Origin of the sequence: Aeromonas sp. 603079, assembly GCF_049172135.1 — a bacterium.
GTDB classification, from domain to species: domain Bacteria; phylum Pseudomonadota; class Gammaproteobacteria; order Enterobacterales; family Aeromonadaceae; genus Aeromonas; species Aeromonas veronii.
On sequence record NZ_JAAKPX010000013.1, the window covers coordinates 94383 to 113169 of the forward strand.

Here is an 18787-nt window from a genome sequence, read left to right on the forward strand (position 1 = left end):
TATCAGAATTGTGAAAATACACAAAACAATGAACCAGATTATAAAAGTTTGGGTTAGTTAGTCTTGCTAGACCGACTACTGGCAAATGCAAGTCGTAAAGATTTTTTTATATCGAAAAGCCTGAGATTGAGGGGATGCCTTTCTCGAATATCTTGCGCCATCAAAAACTTCCCAACTGTTATTTTCCGTGATTCTATAGTTTTTTAAATCCCAGTCTTTGTCCTCAATTATGAACGCAGAGCAGTGCTCTTTTAAAATAATAATGTCGGGTCTATCGCCATCTAGATATGGGTTAAAAAACACCTCATAAGTATCATCAAGGTTGTCCTTGAGATGATTTATCAGGCTCATCTCTCCTGGGGTTGGCAGAACTTTAAGACGCTGAATGTTTTCGATGTCAGGGTAAATAACAGCCATTATCTAATCAATCCTCTATGTATCAACTTGGGCACAGAGCAATGGGCTCTCATAAAAGCTAACATTTGGTTAAGGGGCGGGCTTTAGCCCGTCCCAGTGAGCGAAGCGAACGATTTGAACCATTTGTTAGAGGCACGACACCAAAGAATAGGTGTTCAATTTTCAACGATGATTTGTTGACCTTTAAAAGGTAGGCTCTTGCTGTGGTCAAGTTTATGGTCGGGTCTTTATAGTTTGCCTTGAACATGAAAAGTAAATTGTTGTTGTCGCTATTTAGGAGGACCTCAATATCTACAAGTTTGTTCCAAACGTGTTCTGGCTCACTACTCGATGAGCAGGGTTGGTAAAATGCTGAGTTATTTGACCAGTATTTAGCATGGATTGATGCTTTCTTTCGATACATGGCGTTAATTCATCATGCTTGTAATTTTTATTTGCCATGACGGCTACTTCGTTAAGTTCTACTTCTAGTATTTCAGAGTTGTAGTTCTTCATAACCGCACATACTGCTCTTTCCATCTGGTCATATATTTCAGGAGGGTATTCAAGTCGCTGTATTAGCTTGAGCGCTTCATTGATTTCCATGTGTGCCTCTAACGCCGCATTCAGCTGCTTGTTCGCTGCAATACTTTGTTATGCAATAATTTCACGTTCAGCACGATGAACTCTCTCCATTAGTCGTCTGAAATGCATGTGCTCACTTTCGCTTCTACAGGTATGCATTAATTCCTCAACTTCACGCATTAACAGGTGATACCGGTCTATTCTTTCTTCAATAGGCAGTCTCTTGGAGCTAACTAGCTTGTCAAGATTTGCTGATAATCGTTGATATTCAATAGCAGCAATTGATTCACCTTTAAGGTTTTTACGGCTTTCAAAAATAGACATTTCCATCATTTGTCGCATATTTCGAAGTTCAGCTTGCATTACTTCTAGAGCGAGACCTTCTTTTCCATTCTCTAAGTCAGGAATTTTGGCAGGTGAATTAAGCGCTAAAAGCTTAACGATGGAATTAACATTTGAAGAGTCACCTTCAGTCAATGCTGTTGCCTCAATAGAGGATTTTAGTTTTTGCTGTATGGCAAGAACTTCGTGATATTTCATTTCCTGAGAGTATTCGAGATAACGAAGAGGAGCGATATCAAATATTTTCGGTGTATCTTTTTCCTGTATTAGAACAACTGGCTTATCGAAAGCTTGTCTTATTCCAAGTTCAAAAAGAACATTTGGGTTTCGGCTTGATAGATCACAAATGGCGATGGGAGTCTCTATTAATTTCTTTAAGATATCGAGGTGAATTAAATTTTTTTCCTTAACTTCATCCGCTCTAACTGGATTATAACCAGCCATTTCACAAGATGGCCGAATAATATTTTCATAAACATGGCCGAAATGTCACTTTGGATAGCCTTCTTGATCTGCAATTGGCATGATCACAAAGCAATCTTTTTCTTCTTTTTTAGCCATGGGCTACTCCATTAGTCTGAGAGTTGCATAACAGTGATTAGATGGAAGGTGGCATTAATCCGTTAGCAGAGCATTCCATATAACTCCGTAACATTTTCACTGCCGCCAAGTAAAAACAACCATTAAATCATAATTTTACCCGTTTGCTTCTTATGCTGGGCGTATTCGCTTGACTTCCTCTTTTTGCGCCATCGTCACTACTGTGTGAAAAAACAGTGCTCAGCGCACTCTTGGCAAGCGCCGCCAAAGCACGCTTGCTTGGGCAGGTCAGAAATAAAAATGAGGTCGTCACCATTTTGAGTGGGTCGAAGGCAACTCTCGCTTATCCATTCCATCCGGCATGGCTACCGCCCCTGAATTTCAGCCTCCAGTCTGCTGCTTTTTACCTGCGAGATAGCTGGCATGGTTCATGGGAGGCTCCGACGAGGCAAGTGTTGCCAATTGGCAATATTAACCATGGCGCTGTGGAGAGAAAGCTCAATATTGAGAATTTCTGTGCAAGATCAATAAATTAATCAAATGTCACCCACGATTGATGACGCGCCGAGATAGCGTGAACAACCATTCTTGAGCTATCGCCATAGAATATTCATGGTTATATCTGGCTTGAACCAGCATAAAACTCTTTGTTATTGTCCGCGCTCCCCGCTGAAATAGCTTATTTATCTATAAATCAACAAGATAGCATTATGCGGTGGCGTCGCGGGGGCATCTGCTATCGGGAAGGAGAGTTATGAAGTCGCAGTTCAAAGTGGCGCTGGCCATGTTGGCCCTGTTCGTCGTCCAAGGCTGCACAGCCCCGGATTCATCCACCAAGCGCCATGCACCCGGCCCAGTGCTGACAGTGCATTACGAAAGTGCCCCCCTGATCCCCGTCACCATCGCTGGTGAGCAGTACCAGTTTTTGCTGGATACCGGGGCGAGTATCACCTTTATCGATCGTCGTCTGGCCAGCCGCTTCAAGGCGCTGACCTTAAGCGAATTGCCCAGGGCCTATCAGGCTGATTTTGCCACTGTGAACAGCGTTTCGAGCCAACTGGGCAGCGAGCAGCTTGGCTTTGTCGAGCCGCAGCCCTTCTCGCTGGGGTCGGTCACCATTGATGACAGCGATCTGTGGGCAACTATTGATTTCGATCTCTTCTCCCAGTCTCTTGGCAGCCGTATCGATGGCATCCTCGGGATCGACACCATCCGCCGTTTCAACTGGGTGTTTGATCGCGACAGGCATCAGCTCACGGCTTTGCTGACGGCACCGTCGGCAGCCACCTTCGAGCGTTGCATCGGCTATGAAGACAGCTACAACCGCTCCCCGGCCGTGTATCTGACCCACGGCGAGAGCAGCGTGCGCATGTATCTGGATACCGGGGCCGATCAGAGCTATGCCGACCATGCCTTTATCGACTTTATGGCGAGCCAGAAGGCGATCTCTGGCGAAGATGCGATGCCACGCAAAGGGGTGGATGCCAGCGGTATGGTGGAGGGGCGTGAACATATCCTCACCGGCCTGCATTTTGATGAACGCCAGCTCGGTGAGCTGCGCGTGTCGGAAAACAGCAATGAGCAGTATGGTCTGGGGCTGGATTTTGTGAACCGCTTCAATCGCTTTGCGATCATGCCCGGGCGGATGATGCTCTGCTACGACGCCGACAGCCTGGCGCGAAAAGTGCCGCCAATCCTGCGCAATATCGGGGTGCGTTTTGATGGCGAGCATCTGCAGGTCTACTACAGCGACGAACGGGATCTTGCCCCCTATGGTCTGGCCAACGGCGACATTCTGGAACAGATCAACGGGGTGGCTTATCGTCCCCTCGAGATCGACAAGGTGCGTGAACTGCTCAGCACCAGCAAGCCGTGGTCGCTCAAGTTGCGGATTGTGCGGGAAGGAAAACCGCTGGATATCGCCATCTAGTCAAGATGGGGGCGGCATGATGAGCCGCCCCTATGAGCCTCAGCCCTTGGTCGGATTTTCCATGCAGGTGAGGGTTGGCTGGCCGTAACGCTCCAGCGTGGCTTCATCCCCTTTGGTGAAAAAGGTGAGATTTTGCCCTTCATAACGGGCGCCGCTGGCGCTGGGGGTTTCATAGGCGAGCACTTGTTGCTGCTTGTCGCCCTCGCTCAGGTTGATCACTGCGGCGGGCAGCTTGGCATCGTTATAGAAGTAGGTGGAGAGAGTGACGTTCTTGCCGCACTGGTAGTTGACCGGTGCCGGCACCATCAGCTGGCCGCCGCTGATCTGCAGTTCGGTGATCCGCAGCAGGTAGTTATCCTCCACACACTGGCGCAGATCCTGCCCCTTCCAGCAGTCGTTACGTCCCTTGATCCAGCCGCGCTGCATGGCGCGCTCTGTCTTGAGCTGTTCGGGAGAGAGCGCAGCAATCGCCTTGGGGTAGAGGGCCGCCAGTTCGTTATCAAGGGCGGCCAGTCCGGCATCCTTGCAGATCAGAGTTTCGACCGACCCGGAGGCTTTGGTGCAGTCAAAGGAGGGGGTTGCGGCACTGGCCAGCAGAGGGGCAAACAGCAGGGTGGCAAGCAAGGTCTTGTTCATCGATAGATTCCAGCAATGAAGAGGGCATATCTGCCTACTACAGCACACTCTACAGGGCAATGCAGCAGGGGATCTGTGCGCACTTGCACTGCTGAATGGTTGCCAAACGGAAAATCCCGACACTCCTGGCTGGAGTGTCGGGTTTTTTGTGGCCGCGATAGAGGGGGAGGCGGCTTGCCCGGTTGATCAGGCCAGCGCCAGTTGCTGACTGCGGGCGCGCCACAGCCGCTCGTGGAAGAAGAACACCACGGTGTTGATGGCCGGTTCGATCATCGCCATCACGCCGCCGGTGAGCAGCTCGCCGCTCAGCAGGAAGGCAACCCCGAAGGCCACCGAGAAGTGGACCACCGCGAAGCTGCTGGTCTTGGCCTGCAGGCTGTGCTTTGGCTTGAGCTTGTGCCAGCCAAGGTCATGAAAGTAGAAGGCGACCGTGTTGACGGCGGGCTCGATCAGGGCGATCAGGCTGGCGGTCAGCAGCTCACCGGTCAGCAGGTAAGCCACGGTAAAGGCGACACCGAAGTGCAGGATGGCAAAGCTGATGGTCTTTTTCATGATGGCGGCTCCCTCTGTTGATGATGAGAGTATCCGCCGAAATGAGATTAAATGAAAACTATTCTCATCTATTGCCCGGATAGGGAAAACCTATCAACGGGCGAGTGGCCGGTGCGGTTCAGCGGTTGCCAATCGCAACCAAGGCGATAAAGTACAGCTTCTTCACACTTGCCCATGAAAAAGGATCTTTCATGAATATCAATGCCACCCTGCTTGGCCAGTTCATTGCGTTGCTGATGGTCATCGTCGGCCTCATCGCCTGGCGACTGGTGCGCCGCAAGAGCGAGCATCCGGTGCTGATCACCCTTATCTGCTCCCTGCTCTGCCTGTTTCCGCCCTTTGGCCTGCTGGCCCTGTTGCTGGTTGCGCTGAAACAGGATCTGCCCGCCCGCTCATAGGGCGGGCTGGTTCAGGCTGCCGCACACACCGGCCGCACCAATAGAAAAAGCCCCGTGATGGGGCTTTTGCTTTTGAACTCGGTGAGCAGAAAACCTTGGACACCCATCTTTTGGGTTCGGGCTATGCTACGCCTTGCTCAAAAAGGTGGGTGTCCCAGATTTGCTGCATTTCTTATACTCCCGTTACTTTGTTACGGCCAATTGGGAACGTTTTTGTAAAGAGAGCTGGTGCCAAGCAGCCGCTTGGTACTGCTCACATCAGCCTCAACATAATTGGCAAAATTATTCATGGCATAGTCAGCAAGCTCTTGTGCACTTATCTGTAAACTCATGTCACTCGGTTCTACGACTTGCAGCCACGCTGTCCTGCCAGCCTCTACAGCGATAACGGCATAAAGATTGACCTGATCAGATCGGCAGACTAGCGCGACGCCATCGATAATCTGCGGTTTATTGCCGGTATTCAGGCAGTGGTCGAAGAAGTCAGCATAGATGCCCACAACACCAGGTAATTTGACCGTTAATTTTTCCTGGATAGTATAGGAGGAGCGGAAAAACTTACCTCTCGGAAAATCAAATGTGTCATCAACCGAAACCATGAGAACGCTGAATTTGTCATGTGCGAACTCAATTCCCGATGCAGGTGTGTTCTGGGAAGGGTTGGATTGGCAACCAGCTATCAAAAATGCACTGGCAACTACCGGTATCAGGTTCTTCATTTTTTTCCTCGGTCTCAGTACTTCATGCACATTTCAACGCCTTTCGATCATGAGGCTATTTGCTCTACTTTAACCGTACCTTTCATTCTTGATGCCACTTCGGTTGCTTGCTCATGGTCGAATCCTCGGGCCTCATGAATTTCTGATGATGCGCGAGGTTTGCCATCTTTACTCAGACTCGTAATGTAAAGTGGCCCCGTGGGAAGTCCGTGGTCTTCGATTTTAACGATCCAGCTCCCTGGAGGGGCCTTCATGGGAGGTGGAATTTGCTCATGCTCAAAATTGCCATTTTCATTACGATTGATTGCAACAGCAATAGCATATCCTGCGCCTCTACGTTTGGCTGATGCCCACGCTTTTGCAGCAGTTTCATAGATTATCGCAGCTGCTGGATCCCATAGATAGTTACTCGGAGATGCGGTTACCAAGTAACCAGCCTCTATCTCGCTGTAAACTGCATAGCCTATTCGTTCTGACATCCTGTTTTTCCTTTTCTGTTGATGCCTAACGCTGTGTTAAGCCGCCGCCGCGCGGCAGACTGGATTGAGCGAAGGTCCTGTTCGGCGGTCGGCTTGAACACATAGTTAGATTTCGCTGCCTCACTGCCGCCTCCAGCACACGAACAACCACGCCAATACCAGCCACGACCACGCAGGCACCGCAATGGCGCGACCGCCCGCCAACTCCGCGCGGACTTGTGCATCCTCTTCATCCTTGAAGGTTCGACGCGCGAGGGCGCGGATGGCTACTAGGCGCGACACGACAACTTGCTGCGAGCTCTGTGACGACCACGGTGCCTTGCAGATCAACCGCCCGCCAACCGTGCGCGGCTGCGCAAGCTCCTTACCGCCTTGAAGTCATTCTGCCGCGCACCACAACGCGGCAATCTGGCGACACAACTTCAATGACCACGGATTACCGACGAAGCTGAACCAACGAAATCTAACGCCGCATTAAGGTGTGAGCGGCGCTTGCCTATACTTTGAGCGAAGCGAAAACGGCAAGCGTTGCGAATCACTCTTAAATGCTTTGTTAGGCGATGGCCACGCGCGATACGGTACACGTTTCTACCCACGGCTCAATATCAAATTCTTCTCTAGGGTCCAACACCTCAATTTTACTATTAGCCCATAAGCTCTTGGCACTTTCAACCTGCGGATAAGGATCAATTAGAAGAACGTTTTTGATGTTTGAACCAAACTTTTTAAGATACTCCAATAGTGCTTGGTCATAAGGGTTAAACGCAAAACCAAAAATAATAATGCTTTGTGATTGAGATAATATATTTGCCCCTAGATCCCAAACTTCTTTTAGTTCAGATGGAGGCTCTTTTTCAGGAGCCGGAGGGACAATTAGTGCGTTACCCGCCTTTCCTGGCTTACCGCTAGTATATTTAGTGTCTTTATCCCACGAAAGTGAGCCATGGAGCTTAACCAATGGCGTGTCACCGGTAACTCTTAAATGCGCATTTTGCCATGGAAACTGTGGGTTGATTCCTCGACCTCTTAATTGCTCCCCAACCACGCCATAATTGAAGCCCGATGTTCCAAGCGCACATTCGACAATCGTGTCATAGTTACATGTAATAATGCCGTTTAGACCAAAAACTTTCAGCTTTTCAAAGAATTGCTTTAGAACAATAATTTTTTCATTTTCTCTAACAACACGCTCGTCAAACATTGCTGCTGAATACGACCCACTAATTCTAGTTATAAATGGTTCTGTAAGGCGTCGATTCACATACCAGATAACTCGACTTTTCCTGTGGCTAGATTTTTCAACGCACCAATGAACAAACTTTTCTGGAGTGCAATCGGGGTTGCTTTCCCTCCACATAACCCAGTCTTTTTTGATAAGCTCAAGTCTTCTCTCTTCGGCGTCAGAGGTGGTGCCTATATCAAAATCAAACAGATTATTAACTAACGGCAGGTCAAACGCCCATTTCGAAAAGCCCGCACCTAGAAATAAAGTTACCAATGAATCCTCCTCATATCGCCTAACAGTGATTAGATGGAAGGCGGCACTAATCCGTTAGCAGAGCATTCCATATAACTCCGTAACATTTTCACTGTCGCCAAGTAAAAATAATCATTAAATCATAACGTCATCAGCTTTCTTCGCATGCTGGGCGTATTCGCTTGACTTCCTCTTTTTGCGCCACCGTTACTACTGTATGAAAAATCAGTGCTCAGCACACTCTTGGCAAGCGCCGCCAAAGCACGCCTGCGTGAGCGGGTCAGAAATCAGCATAAGGCTGTCACCATGTTGACTGGGCAGTCGTGGGCAACGTTCGCTTATCCATTCCATCCGGCATGGCTACCGCCCCTGAATTACAGCCTCCAGTCTGCTGCGTTTAACCAACTGGATGGGGTTGGCATGGCTCATGGGGTGACTCCTACGAGGCTTTGTTGCCAATCGGGTATATTAGCGGCGGGTAGGCGGAGGGAAAGGACCAGATGGCCGATTTCTGATCTGGATCGGCTAATTAGTCAATAACGACTGATCTGGTGTGCAAATGGGGCGGGTGCTGCCATTGGTGAGGAAAATGGTGAGGAAAACCGTTAGTGGGGAAAGAGTGGGTGGGTAAAGCGGTAGCGGGTAAAAAAACAAGAAGCCCCTGAACGGGGCTTCTCTTTGCTGGCCATGCCGCCACTGTGAACGGTTTGGGTGAGCGACTTGCTGGCGCGTTGACCGGGCGCCAGAGCGGGCTGGTGCAGGTTTACTCTTCGACCTTGTTGAGCCACTCGACCTTGTATTGGGCACCGGCACCCTGCGCCAGCTTGGCACAGAGCGGTTTGAGGAAGGCTTCAATCTGCTCGTCCAGCATCCAGGGCGGGCTGATGATCAGCATGCCTGAGCCGTTCATGCCCCAGTCGGCAGTCTGACCGGCCACTTCCAGCTCGGCCACCAGCACGTTGCCGAAGTTTTCCCGCTTGATGGCACGCAGCATGTCGCGGGATTTGTCCGCCTCCTGCCCGAGGATGGGATACCAGAGGGCGTAGATGCCGGTCGCCCAGCGTTTCTGCGCCTTTTTCAGGGTGTCGACCACGGCGAAGTAATCTTCTTTGAGCTCATAAGGCGGGTCGATCAGCACCAGCCCGCGGCGCGGGGTCGGTGGCAGCAGGGCGATCAGCCCCTCGAAGCCGTCACGGTGGTGGACGGCGACGCGAGGGTCGTAACCCATGTTGGCGCGCAGATCGTCCACTTCGTTGTTGTGCAGCTCCATCAGCGCCAGCTTGTCCTGCTCGCGGGCGAGGCGGCGAGAGAGCTCCGGCGAGCCGGGGTAGTAGTGCAACTCGCCGTTCTGGTTCATCTCCTCGATAACACCGAGATAGGGGGCCATGGCAGACCATTGGGCCCGCTCGTCCCACAGGCGGCCGATGCCGTCGGCATACTCGGCCTTCTTCTGGGACCAGTCGCCGCGCAGGTCGTAGAGACCGCCACCGGCATGGGTGTCCAGCACGATGAAGGGTTTCTCCTTCTTCTTGAGGGACTCGATGATCAGGGCCTGAACGGCGTGTTTCAGCACGTCGGCATGGTTGCCGGCGTGAAAGGCGTGGCGGTAGCTCAGCATATTAGATCTCTGAGGGGGCCCTGCTGGGCACCCAGTAACGATAGATAGTTCAACAAATTGCGGCTGTTGCCGCGAAACAGGGAGAGGCTGCGCAGGGTCTGCAACAGGACGCCCTGTTGCAGCCGCTCCAGCTCCAGCTCGTGGGCCAGCATCGACTGATACTGCTGCTCGTCGAGTCGCGTCTTGGCGCTCTGGCGCAGGGCGCGCCACGGGGTCAGCACCGCTTCGGTCTGCACCAGCGCCGGTTGCAGGTCGGTCAGATCGACCACGATGCCGAGCTGATCGAGCCGGTGCAGCAGCAGCGCGAGATTGACGTTGCCCCCCTGCTCCTGCACGGTGAGCCAATCCTGGCTGCGCTCACCATAGACCTTGCCGCTCCAGTGCCAGAAGCCGATCGGGGTCGGCAATTCGTGTACCGCGACCCGCTCGCTGGCCATCAGCTGTTCGTCACGCAAAGAAGGCTTGCTCCATGGTTTCCAGCTCTTCGGAGAGGCTCATCCACTCCAGCTCTACCTCTTCCAGCTGCTCCTTGAGGGGGCCCTGGGATTTGAGCAGTTCGGAGAGCTTGGTTTTAGCGCTCTCTTCGTAGATGGCGGGGTCGGCCAGCTGGCTCTCGATGTCGGCCAGCTTGCCCTGCAGCTTCTCCATGCTCGCTTCGAGCTTTTCCAGCTTCTGGCGCAGGGGACGGGTTTGCTGGCGGAACTCCGCCTCGCGCCGCTTCTGATCCTTGCGAGCCACCGCCGAGTTGGCGGAGACCGGGCCATCGGCCGGCTTGGCGTTGGCCTCTTTCTCCTGCTCGCCGAGCCACTTGTGGTAGTCGTCCAGATCGCCGTCGAACGGCTCGACCCGGCCACCGTGCACCAGATAGAAGTCATCTGTGGTGGTGCGCAGCAGGTGACGGTCGTGGGAGACCACTACCATGGCCCCTTCGAAGCCTTGCAGCGCCATGGTGAGGGCGTGGCGCATCTCCAGATCCAGGTGGTTGGTCGGTTCATCCAGCAGCAGCAGGTTGGGTTTTTGCCAGGTGATCAGCGCCAGCACCAGCCGCGCCTTTTCGCCGCCAGAGAAGGGGGCTACTTTGTCGAGCGCCTTGTCACCGTGAAAACCGAAGCTGCCCAGATAGTTGCGCAGCTCCTGCTCGGTCTTGTCCGGCGCGAGGCGGGCCAGATGATCGAGCGGGGAATCGTCGAGACGCAGGGTCTCCAGCTGATGCTGAGCGAAGTAGCCGATGCTCACCCCGGCGCTCACTTCGAGCTTGCCCGACAGCGGCGGGTTGGAGCCCGACAGCATCTTGATAAAGGTGGACTTACCGGCGCCGTTGCGACCGAGCAGACCGATGCGCGAACCCGGTACCAGATTGAGTTTGATCTTCTCCAGGATCACCTTGTCACCGTAACCGGCAGAGAGGTTTTCCATGGCGATGAGCGGGGTCGGCAGGGCCGACGGCTCGCGAAACTCGAAGCTGAACTCGGAGTCGGCGTGGGCGGGCAGGATCTTCTCCATCCGCTCCATCGCTTTCAGGCGGCTCTGGGCCTGACGGGCCTTGGAGGCCTTGTAGCGGAAGCGATCCACATACGCCTGCATGTGGGACATCTCCCGCTGCTGCTTCTCGTACATGGACTGCTGCTGGGCCAGATGTTCGGCGCGCTGCAGTTCGAAGTCGGAGTAGCCGCCGGTGTATTCGTTGAGCTTGCCGTTCTCGATATGGATGATGCGGCTGATGACCGAATCGAGGAAATCGCGGTCGTGAGAGATGAGCACCAGCGTGCCCTGATAGCCCTTGAGCCACTTCTCCAGCCAGATCACCGCATCGAGATCCAGGTGGTTGGTCGGCTCATCCAGCAGCAGCAGATCGGAGCGGCAGAGCAGCGCCTGAGCGAGGTTGAGGCGCATGCGCCAGCCACCGGAGAAGCTGCGCACCGGCGAGCTGAGCTGCTCGTCGCTGAAACCGAGGCCGTGCAGCAGTTCGGCGGCGCGGGCGCGAATGCTGTAGGCGCCGATGGTATCGAGGCGGCCGTGCAGCTCGGCCACCAGCAGACCATTGTCATCCTGCTCGGCCTGTACCAGCTGGGCTTCCAGCGAGCGGAACTCCTTGTCGCCGTCGATCACATACTCGAGCGCGGAGCAGTCGAGCGCCGGGGTCTCCTGCGCGACGCCCGCAATCTGCCAGCCAGCGGGCAGGCTGAAGGTACCGCTGTCGATGGCCAGCTCGCCCCGTACCAGTGCAAAAAAGGTGGACTTGCCACAGCCGTTTTTGCCCACCAGACCCACTTTGTGGCCGGGGTGAATGGTGGCGGAGGCGTTGTCCAGCAGCTTGCGGCCGCCGCGGATCAGTTCGATTTGACTGGCAACTATCATGGGTGGGATCTGCTTGCTCAAAATGGAGGAGAAAAACTGGCGCGGATCTTACGTGAAATGACGCTGATTTGCACTGTAGCGAAGGGCTGGCCACTGGCTGGCGCTGCAAAAACATGCCATAACAGAGAAACCAGTTTGGTTACGGGAGGTTAGCATGCATATCAGGGATATTATGACGACCCGGGTCGCCACCGTTTCAATGGATGATCGACTCCGAGTCATCAGGGATATCTTCGAGCAGGCACACTTTCGCCACCTGCTGGTGCTGGAAGAGGAGGAGCTGGTAGGAGTTATCTCGGATCGGGATCTGTTCCGCGCCATCAGCCCCTATCTCGACTCCGAAGCCGAGATGAGCCGCGATACCGAAACCCTCAACAAGCGGGCCCACCAGATCATGAGTCGTCAGCTCGTCACCATCGCTCCCCATCTCACCGTGCGCGACGGCGTCAAGCTGATGCTGGAGAAGGGGGTCTCCTGCCTGCCGGTGCTGGAGAATGGCGCCCTGGTCGGCATCATCAGCTGGAAAGATTTTCTCAAGGCGGCGCTGGAGAGTGATGCACTGGGCTGAGCCCGGGTACATAACAGTCATCTGTCACCGTAGCTGCTTGTGCCCGTCCTTGAGGGCCATAAGGGTACACGAAATGAATAGAGGGGAGCCAAGGCTCCCCTCTCTCTATGTGGTGGCTGGTGGCGCAGGTAAGTGCACCCCCTGCTGCTTCATCATGACTCCGGGGGCCCCTTGGCCAGGCTGGATGGGCCACTGCCGGAGAGGTGCGGCTGCAAGTGGGTGCGGATCTCCTGCAGAGTACGCTGGTACTGCTGGGCATGTTGATCCAGAAACGCAGGGCTGTGCTTGAGGCGCCGCTCCAGGGTATCGACCAGCAGCGCTACCTTAGGGGCAGCCATGCCCGTCGGCCAGCTGTGTTGCAGCAGTTCCAGCAATTGCCAGGCATCGCCGGGCAGGGCAGGGAACTCCTCCAGCAACTGCAAGCCGGCCTGCAGAGCCAGTTGATAATCACCTTTTTGTATCCCCTGATGGCGGGTCTGGCGCAAGCTGGTCAGGCGCTGCTCCCGCGTCGTCAACCGTTGGCCCAGTTCCGTTAGCAGATGGTGAAACAGTTTACGGGTCAGTGGGTGGGGCGCGACACGGTCACGGTAGTGTGCCAGTTGGGCGAGATAACGCTGGGCATGATGGGGCAGGCCACAAAACTGACAGACGGCAAAGCCCAACAACAGGGTGAGATGGTTCTCGCTCGCCTGGTTGGGTTGATGGTGGGCGATCAGGATCAACGCCTCGTCGAAGCAGTAATCCAGTCCCTGCATCAGTGCTTGCAGCAGCTCGTACTCCTGGGGAGGCAGGTTCACTGTTCGCTGCAGGTGGGTCCACTCCTGTTTCAGGGAGCGGATCCGGTTGCTGGACGGTGCATGCCACAGTACCGCCAGCATGGCATTGATCATGAAGTGGTCGATGGCCAACCGGACGCGCAGCTCACTGAAATAGTGAAGATTCAGGGTGCAGGCTTGTTCCAGTACCTTCCTCTCGTCTTGCTGTAACAGTCCCAGAATCATGGCCAGCTGATGCCAGCGTGGTTGATGAGGGCGGACTTGCTGCAGCTGCACCATGGTCTCCCAGGCTGCCTGCCACTGATGTTGGTGCAGCTGGCTGGCGAGTTGCAGCTCCAGTCGGGTGGCGGTCGGCAATATGGCCTGATGACGCTGCAAGTCAGTTTCGGCACTCTGCAGTTTGCCCAATCCCAACATGGCGTAAAACAGTCCGACCCTTGGCCAGCTTGCCCGATACTCGTTGGCGCAGAGGGCATAATGCTGAGCGGCAGTGAGCTGTTCGCTGGATTGCAGCAGCAGGTAGCCCTTGAACCGATCCAGCCAGGGGGCAAGGGGGCGGTTGTCCCGTTGATAGAGCAGGTCTTCACAGAGTGCGGTCGCCAGTTTCCACTCCCGCAGCAGGGCCGGAGGGGCGAGGGTGTGGGTCATTTTGCTCAGTTGTGCCAACTGCTTGAGCACAGTCGTGAGCTCTCCTGCCATGAAGGGGAGTGGCAGATGGAGGGAGAAGTAGAGGTCCGAGGGGAGAAAATCCTGCTCGTTCTGGTCCGCATCCAGCAACAACAGGACGCAGGCGGGTTGCAGCAGGCCGAGGTAGTGTGCCTCATGCAGCAGGCGGGCGCCGTCATGGCCCAGTTTTCTATTTTGCTGGCAGACAATGGCATCGAATGGCTGTTGTTGCAGCAGGGTGAGCAGACCGCTGCGTTCCTGACCCGGATGGCTGTGGTGGTGGATCCGTTCAGCAGGAATACCCTGTTCGGTCAGTTCTCTGGTGATGGCGCTACGGAGCAGGGGATCCTCTTCGAGCAGCAGTATCGTCATGCACGCGTCCTTTCAATACTCCACGAGTAGATCAGAGTAGACCCAAGAGGAACATAGCGACAACTCTGCGGAGGGAGGAAAAGTGACAGTAGTCAGCGCGGGAAGGGAGAGGGCACTATAGGTGGTTACCGGGAGCCATGTACCCCGGTGAGAAAGACACACTCTGTTTGACGGATCAGGTGTGAACCACTCCCTAGTTTCCCTTGCCAGCTGACTTCGAGCTTGCCGAGGCGGCCCAGATGGCGCAGCTCGAACTCGTAGCGCTGGCAGAGGTTGTCCTGAGGTAGGCTCGCCATCCCCGCTGGCAGTCGGTATTGATAGCGCAGGAGTGGCCCATCTTCCAGCTTGCTGGTCACTGGCACCAGCCCCTCTGGGGTGGGCTGCGGCGCCCCGAGTGCACGGCGCAAACTGAGCGGCGCATCGATCGCCTTTTGATAGTGCAGGCCATTCATCGCCGCCAGCTCCTCTTCCAGTCGTTGCAACTCCCCTTCCAGTCCATTGAGCGCAGCCCCCAGCTGCTGGTGGGTCGTTGACGAGGCGCAGCCACCCAGCAACAGGGTGGCAAGCAGCAGGGCGGCTCTGATGGGGGGCACGGCATCTCCTTGGCTATGACGATGAAGCGTGAAGGTCAGGTCTGCTGGCCCTGACTACAGCAGGGGATTGCTGGGGGGCGTCCCCTGCAGCAGTTGGGCCAGACGGGCCAGCCCCTCGCCGACCCGGGCGTCGGTGGCGGGTTGGCTCAGGCTCAGGCGCACCCCTTGCGGAGCGGCAAACTGACCGGCGGCGAAGTGTTCCCCGCTCGCCACGCCAACGTCAAGGGCATCGGCGGCGGCAGCAAACTGCTGGCTGCGCCAGGGCTCAGGCAGCGGCAGCCAGGCGTGCATGCTGCCCGGCTGCCAGCGGGCGGCGGGCAGCAGGTGGCGCAGCAGTTCGCCACGGCGCTTGAGGATCTCCCGCTGCTGCTCGACCAGCGGCATGATCTGGCGCTGACTGACCATTTTGCAGGCGAGCTCGATCAGCAGCGGACTCACCATCCAGCTCGACAGCCGCATGGTCTGGGCGAAGGCGCTGCGCAGGGCAGGGGGCGTCAGCACGAAGCCGACCCGCAGGCCGCCGCAGGCGATCTTGGCCAGACTGCCCAGATAGATGACCCGCTCCGGCGCCAGATTGACCAGAGGGATCACAGGTTGCTGGGGCAGCAGGCCATTGACGTCATCCTCGATGATCAGCAGATCGTGGCGACGGGCGATGGCGACGATGGCCTCCCGCCGCGCCAGACTCATGATGGCGGTGGTGGGGTTTTGCAGGGTCGGGGTGAGGTAGAGCAGCTTGGCCCGGCGGGTACGGCAGGCGGCGTCCAGTGCCTCGGGCAGCAGCCCCTCCTCGTCCATCGCCAGTCCCACCACCTGATTCTTCAGCTGGCGAGCGTTACCCAGCATACCGGGGTAGCTCAGCCCCTCGCACAGGATGGTCTCCCCCACGCAATTGGTCGCCAGCAGCGCCAGCATGATGCCGTGCTGGGCGCCGTGGCTGAATAGCAGGCGATCCTCACTGCAGGCCACCCCTTGCTCCGCCAGCCAGTCGACGAACTGCTGGCGCTGATCCGGTCGTCCCGCCTCCTTGTCGTAGCCGAGCAGGGCGTTGAGATCCCCGTCCGCCACTTCCCCCAGCATGGGGCGAATGATGGCCGCCCGATCCAGCTGCACCGGCAGGTTCTGCCACAGCTCGATGCGGTGCCCCTCCTCCTGGCGGATCACCCACTCATTGGCGGGATCCGTGTTCGCTCCCTTGACCCAGGTGCCGTGGCCCACCCGGGCGGCCAGCAGGCCGCGCCGCTCCGCCTCGCTGTAGGCGCGAGTGACGGTGCCAACGGTGACACCCAGACGATCCGCCAGGGATCGGTGGGTGGGCAATCGGGTCTGCGGTGGCAGCTCGCCATTCGCGATCCCCTGTTCGATCGCTTTGACCAGCTTGAGGTAGAGGGGGCCATCGAAGGCCGTAAGGTCGGGCGTCCAGATTGTCATGGTGACAATAAATCCATTGATCAAAATTTGTTGTCAATATAGCGTGAATTTCAACCTGATAACAACCAAATAGCACGCATTGTATCGATACAATGTGGCAAGCAAGGAGTCACAATATGACGATGGAGTGGTATGTCACCCTGTTCGGTTTTGCCGTACTCACCTGCGGTACGCCGGGGCCCAACAACCTGATGCTGACGGCTTCCGGCGCCAACTTCGGGGTGCGCCGCACCCTGCCACATCTGCTTGGGGTCGGATTGGGGCAGCCGGTGTTGCAACTGGTGCTGGCGCTGGGGCTCTATCCGCTGTTCGAGCGCTGGCCCCTGCTGCGCCTCGGTTTGCAGATCTTCGGCAGCCTCTATCTGCTGTGGCTGGCGTGGCGTATCGCGGTGGCTGGTGCGCCGGGGGATCCGGCCCGGAGGGCCCGCCCGCTAACCATGCTGGAGGGGCTGGGCTTTCAGTTCCTCAATCCCAAGGCGTGGATGATGGGGATCTCCGCCATCAGTCTGTTCAGCCTGCCCGGCGCCAGTTACTGGTCGAGTCAGCTGGCGGTGATGGTCATGTTTGCGCTGGTGGCCCTGCCGGTCTGCTTTGTCTGGGTGCTGTTCGGCCATCAGCTGAGCAACTGGATAAGCTCGGATCGGGGCTGGCGGCGACTCAACGGCTCCCTCGGTCTGCTGACGGCGCTCTGCGTGGTGATGCTCTGGTATTGAGCCGTGTTGCGCCGATGGGGGAGGTGGCCGAGAAAGAGGCATTTCTGACTTGTCGCCACGGGGTTGGCTCTGCATATTAGAAGGCTTTCCCCATAACGGGGGCGTTGCATCGACAAGAGGTTGAGATGGATCTGAACTGGTTACTGCCCCTGGCGGGGTTTGCCCTGGTTACCTGCGGCACGCCGGGGCCCAACAATATGTTGCTCACCAGCGCCGGGGCGGCGCAGGGTTTTCGCCGCACGATTCCCCTGCTGGTGGGGGTGGTCGGGGGGATCAATCTGATGATCCTCGCCACCGCGCTGGGGCTTGGCGTGGTGTTCGAGAAGGTGCCGCTGCTGCACGATGGCCTCAAGCTTATCGGTTCGGCATATCTGCTCTGGCTGGCGTGGAAGGTGGCGACCGCCAGCGGCCCGGCCGAGGGCAACCGGCCGCTCATTCCCGCTCATCAGGGGGCCATGCTGCAACTACTCAATCCCAAGGCATGGATGATGGCGCTCTCCGCCATCAGCGGTTTCACCCTGGCGGGGGAGGCTTACTGGCCCTCCGCGCTCTGGGTGCTGGTGATCTTCTTTATTACCGGCCTCTATACCGGGGCGTTCTGGGTGCTTTTTGGCGCCCAGGTGCGGCAAATCATTCGCACAACCCGGGGGTGGCGGCGTTTCAATCTTGGCATGGGGCTGGCGACGGCCGCTTGTGTCGGGATGATCTGGATTTAGCCCGGGGTTGACCCGGGCCTTTACCGGCTGTCTTGTTGGCCCTGCGGGGCCTTTTTTATCTCGTCCGCGTGGCCTTGCCTGCAAGGTGGCGTGGTTCTGCCCTCCCTTGGGATAAAAGGAGTTCATATGAAATGTATCGGTCTGCTGGGTGGCATGAGCTGGGAGTCCACCGTCAGTTACTATCAGGCGCTCAACCGCGGGGTGCGCGCACAGCTTGGCGGTTTGCACTCGGCGCGGGTGCTGCTCAATAGCGTCGACTTTGCCGGTATCGAGAGGTTGCAGCATGCCGGTGACTGGCCCGCTACCGCCCGCCTGCTGGCGGCGGAGGCGCGCAAGTTGCAGGATGGCGGCGCCGATTTCTTGCTGATCGGCACCAACACCATGCACAAGGTGGCCCCCGAGATTGAGGCGGCCATCGATATCCCGCTGCTCCATATCGCCGATGCCACCGCGGCCAAATTGCGGGCGGACGGGATAACCCGGGTCGGCCTGCTCGGCACCCGCTTCACCATGGAGCAGGATTTTTACAAGGGGCGCTTGCAGGAGCGCTTCGGGTTGGCGGTGCTGGTACCCGATGAGGCCGGGCGGGAGCGGGTACACAGGATCATCTATGACGAGCTCTGTCTGGGGGAGATCCGTGAATCATCGCGGGCCGAGTATCTGGCCATTATCGAGGGGCTGGCGGCCGCGGGTGCCGAGGCGGTGATCCTCGGCTGCACCGAGATTGCCCTGCTGGTGGGGGATGCCCGGGCGGCAGTGCCGCTCTACGATACCACTGCCATCCATGCCGAAGCGGCGGTCGCGCTGGCACTGGCATCCGATTAATAAACTGGTCAGATCTCACTATTCATGCTTGTCTCATACCCCTTGCCATAAAAGCGTGTAAAATTGCGCCCTGAATTTTCCCCGGCCAACGCGGGTT

At 56.4% G+C, this 18787-nt stretch carries 20 protein-coding genes; 6 read left to right on the forward strand and 14 right to left on the reverse strand.

What is annotated here, in order from left to right; all coding sequences use genetic code 11:
• Positions 1-75: 75 nt before the first annotated feature.
• From G5287_RS11570 to G5287_RS11580, 3 genes are all read right to left on the reverse strand, one after another.
• The gene (locus G5287_RS11570) at positions 76-417 is read right to left on the reverse strand and encodes an NERD domain-containing protein (RefSeq protein WP_421231315.1); all 342 of its coding nucleotides are present in this window, start codon (positions 415-417) and stop codon (positions 76-78) included.
• Positions 418-708: 291 nt separating this feature from the next.
• Positions 709-1002, reverse strand: a complete 294-nt coding sequence (locus G5287_RS11575; protein ID WP_421231316.1) for a hypothetical protein — start codon at positions 1000-1002, stop codon at positions 709-711.
• A 48-nt stretch (positions 1003-1050) separates the two neighbouring features.
• Positions 1051-1767 (reverse strand): hypothetical protein, encoded by a 717-nt coding sequence (locus G5287_RS11580; protein WP_421231317.1) that lies wholly within the window; start codon positions 1765-1767, stop codon positions 1051-1053.
• 850 nt (positions 1768-2617) lie between these two features.
• Here G5287_RS11580 and G5287_RS11585 point away from each other — a divergent pair.
• Complete coding sequence (locus tag G5287_RS11585) at positions 2618-3793, forward strand: retropepsin-like aspartic protease (protein ID WP_421231318.1); 1176 nt, start codon at positions 2618-2620, stop codon at positions 3791-3793.
• A gap of 39 nt (positions 3794-3832) precedes the next feature.
• Here G5287_RS11585 and G5287_RS11590 read toward each other — a convergent pair whose 3' ends face one another.
• Both G5287_RS11590 and G5287_RS11595 read right to left on the reverse strand, forming a co-directional pair.
• Entirely contained in the window at positions 3833-4429 is a 597-nt protein-coding gene (locus tag G5287_RS11590; protein WP_421231319.1) for an MliC family protein, read from the reverse strand.
• A 186-nt stretch (positions 4430-4615) separates the two neighbouring features.
• Complete coding sequence (locus G5287_RS11595) at positions 4616-4981, reverse strand: DUF2061 domain-containing protein (RefSeq protein WP_005343334.1); 366 nt, start codon at positions 4979-4981, stop codon at positions 4616-4618.
• Positions 4982-5172: 191 nt separating this feature from the next.
• On the opposite strand from G5287_RS11595, the gene G5287_RS11600 reads away from it, so the two are divergent.
• Entirely contained in the window at positions 5173-5379 is a 207-nt protein-coding gene (locus G5287_RS11600) for a hypothetical protein (RefSeq protein ID WP_421231320.1), read from the forward strand.
• A gap of 191 nt (positions 5380-5570) precedes the next feature.
• Here G5287_RS11600 and G5287_RS11605 read toward each other — a convergent pair whose 3' ends face one another.
• The 6 genes from G5287_RS11605 to G5287_RS11630 form a co-directional block, all read right to left on the reverse strand.
• Positions 5571-6098, reverse strand: a complete 528-nt coding sequence (locus tag G5287_RS11605; RefSeq protein WP_421231321.1) for a hypothetical protein — start codon at positions 6096-6098, stop codon at positions 5571-5573.
• A gap of 47 nt (positions 6099-6145) precedes the next feature.
• Positions 6146-6577, reverse strand: coding sequence for a hypothetical protein (locus tag G5287_RS11610; protein ID WP_371167473.1), 432 nt, complete (start codon positions 6575-6577; stop codon positions 6146-6148).
• Positions 6578-7130: 553 nt separating this feature from the next.
• The gene (locus G5287_RS11615; RefSeq protein WP_421231322.1) at positions 7131-8075 is read right to left on the reverse strand and encodes an SIR2 family protein; all 945 of its coding nucleotides are present in this window, start codon (positions 8073-8075) and stop codon (positions 7131-7133) included.
• Between the two features lie 742 nt (positions 8076-8817).
• A complete protein-coding gene (locus tag G5287_RS11620) occupies positions 8818-9672 on the reverse strand; it encodes a 23S rRNA (adenine(2030)-N(6))-methyltransferase RlmJ (RefSeq protein ID WP_421231323.1) in 855 nt (284 codons plus the stop codon).
• Positions 9666-10127: a DUF2390 domain-containing protein gene (locus tag G5287_RS11625; protein ID WP_005343337.1), complete on the reverse strand. Its 462-nt coding sequence runs from the start codon at positions 10125-10127 to the stop codon at positions 9666-9668. Before G5287_RS11625 ends, G5287_RS11620 begins: the two co-directional genes overlap by 7 nt.
• Positions 10120-12030 carry an ABC transporter ATP-binding protein gene (locus G5287_RS11630; RefSeq protein ID WP_043821646.1) on the reverse strand — a complete coding sequence of 637 codons (1911 nt, stop codon included), beginning with the start codon at positions 12028-12030 and terminating at the stop codon, positions 10120-10122. Before G5287_RS11630 ends, G5287_RS11625 begins: the two co-directional genes overlap by 8 nt.
• A 154-nt stretch (positions 12031-12184) precedes the next feature.
• Here G5287_RS11630 and G5287_RS11635 point away from each other — a divergent pair, with 154 nt between their 5' ends.
• Positions 12185-12598, forward strand: a complete 414-nt coding sequence (locus tag G5287_RS11635; protein WP_227341361.1) for a CBS domain-containing protein — start codon at positions 12185-12187, stop codon at positions 12596-12598.
• A gap of 152 nt (positions 12599-12750) precedes the next feature.
• On the opposite strand, the gene G5287_RS11640 is transcribed toward G5287_RS11635, so the two are convergent.
• The 3 genes from G5287_RS11640 to G5287_RS11650 form a co-directional block, all read right to left on the reverse strand.
• Positions 12751-14412, reverse strand: a complete 1662-nt coding sequence (locus tag G5287_RS11640; RefSeq protein ID WP_421231324.1) for a hypothetical protein — start codon at positions 14410-14412, stop codon at positions 12751-12753.
• A 125-nt stretch (positions 14413-14537) separates the two neighbouring features.
• Positions 14538-15005 carry a hypothetical protein gene (locus G5287_RS11645; protein ID WP_421231325.1) on the reverse strand — a complete coding sequence of 156 codons (468 nt, stop codon included), beginning with the start codon at positions 15003-15005 and terminating at the stop codon, positions 14538-14540.
• A 54-nt stretch (positions 15006-15059) separates the two neighbouring features.
• A complete protein-coding gene (locus tag G5287_RS11650) occupies positions 15060-16436 on the reverse strand; it encodes a PLP-dependent aminotransferase family protein (protein ID WP_421231326.1) in 1377 nt (458 codons plus the stop codon).
• 116 nt (positions 16437-16552) lie between these two features.
• Between G5287_RS11650 and G5287_RS11655 the strand changes: the two genes are divergently transcribed.
• The 3 genes from G5287_RS11655 (at position 16553) to G5287_RS11665 (ending at position 18690) form a co-directional block, all read left to right on the forward strand.
• Entirely contained in the window at positions 16553-17149 is a 597-nt protein-coding gene (locus G5287_RS11655; RefSeq protein WP_040068356.1) for a LysE family translocator, read from the forward strand.
• 125 nt (positions 17150-17274) lie between these two features.
• Entirely contained in the window at positions 17275-17865 is a 591-nt protein-coding gene (locus G5287_RS11660; protein ID WP_139430473.1) for a LysE family translocator, read from the forward strand.
• 126 nt (positions 17866-17991) lie between these two features.
• Positions 17992-18690: an aspartate/glutamate racemase family protein gene (locus G5287_RS11665; RefSeq protein ID WP_042084525.1), complete on the forward strand. Its 699-nt coding sequence runs from the start codon at positions 17992-17994 to the stop codon at positions 18688-18690.
• The last annotated feature ends 97 nt before the right edge of the window (positions 18691-18787 follow it).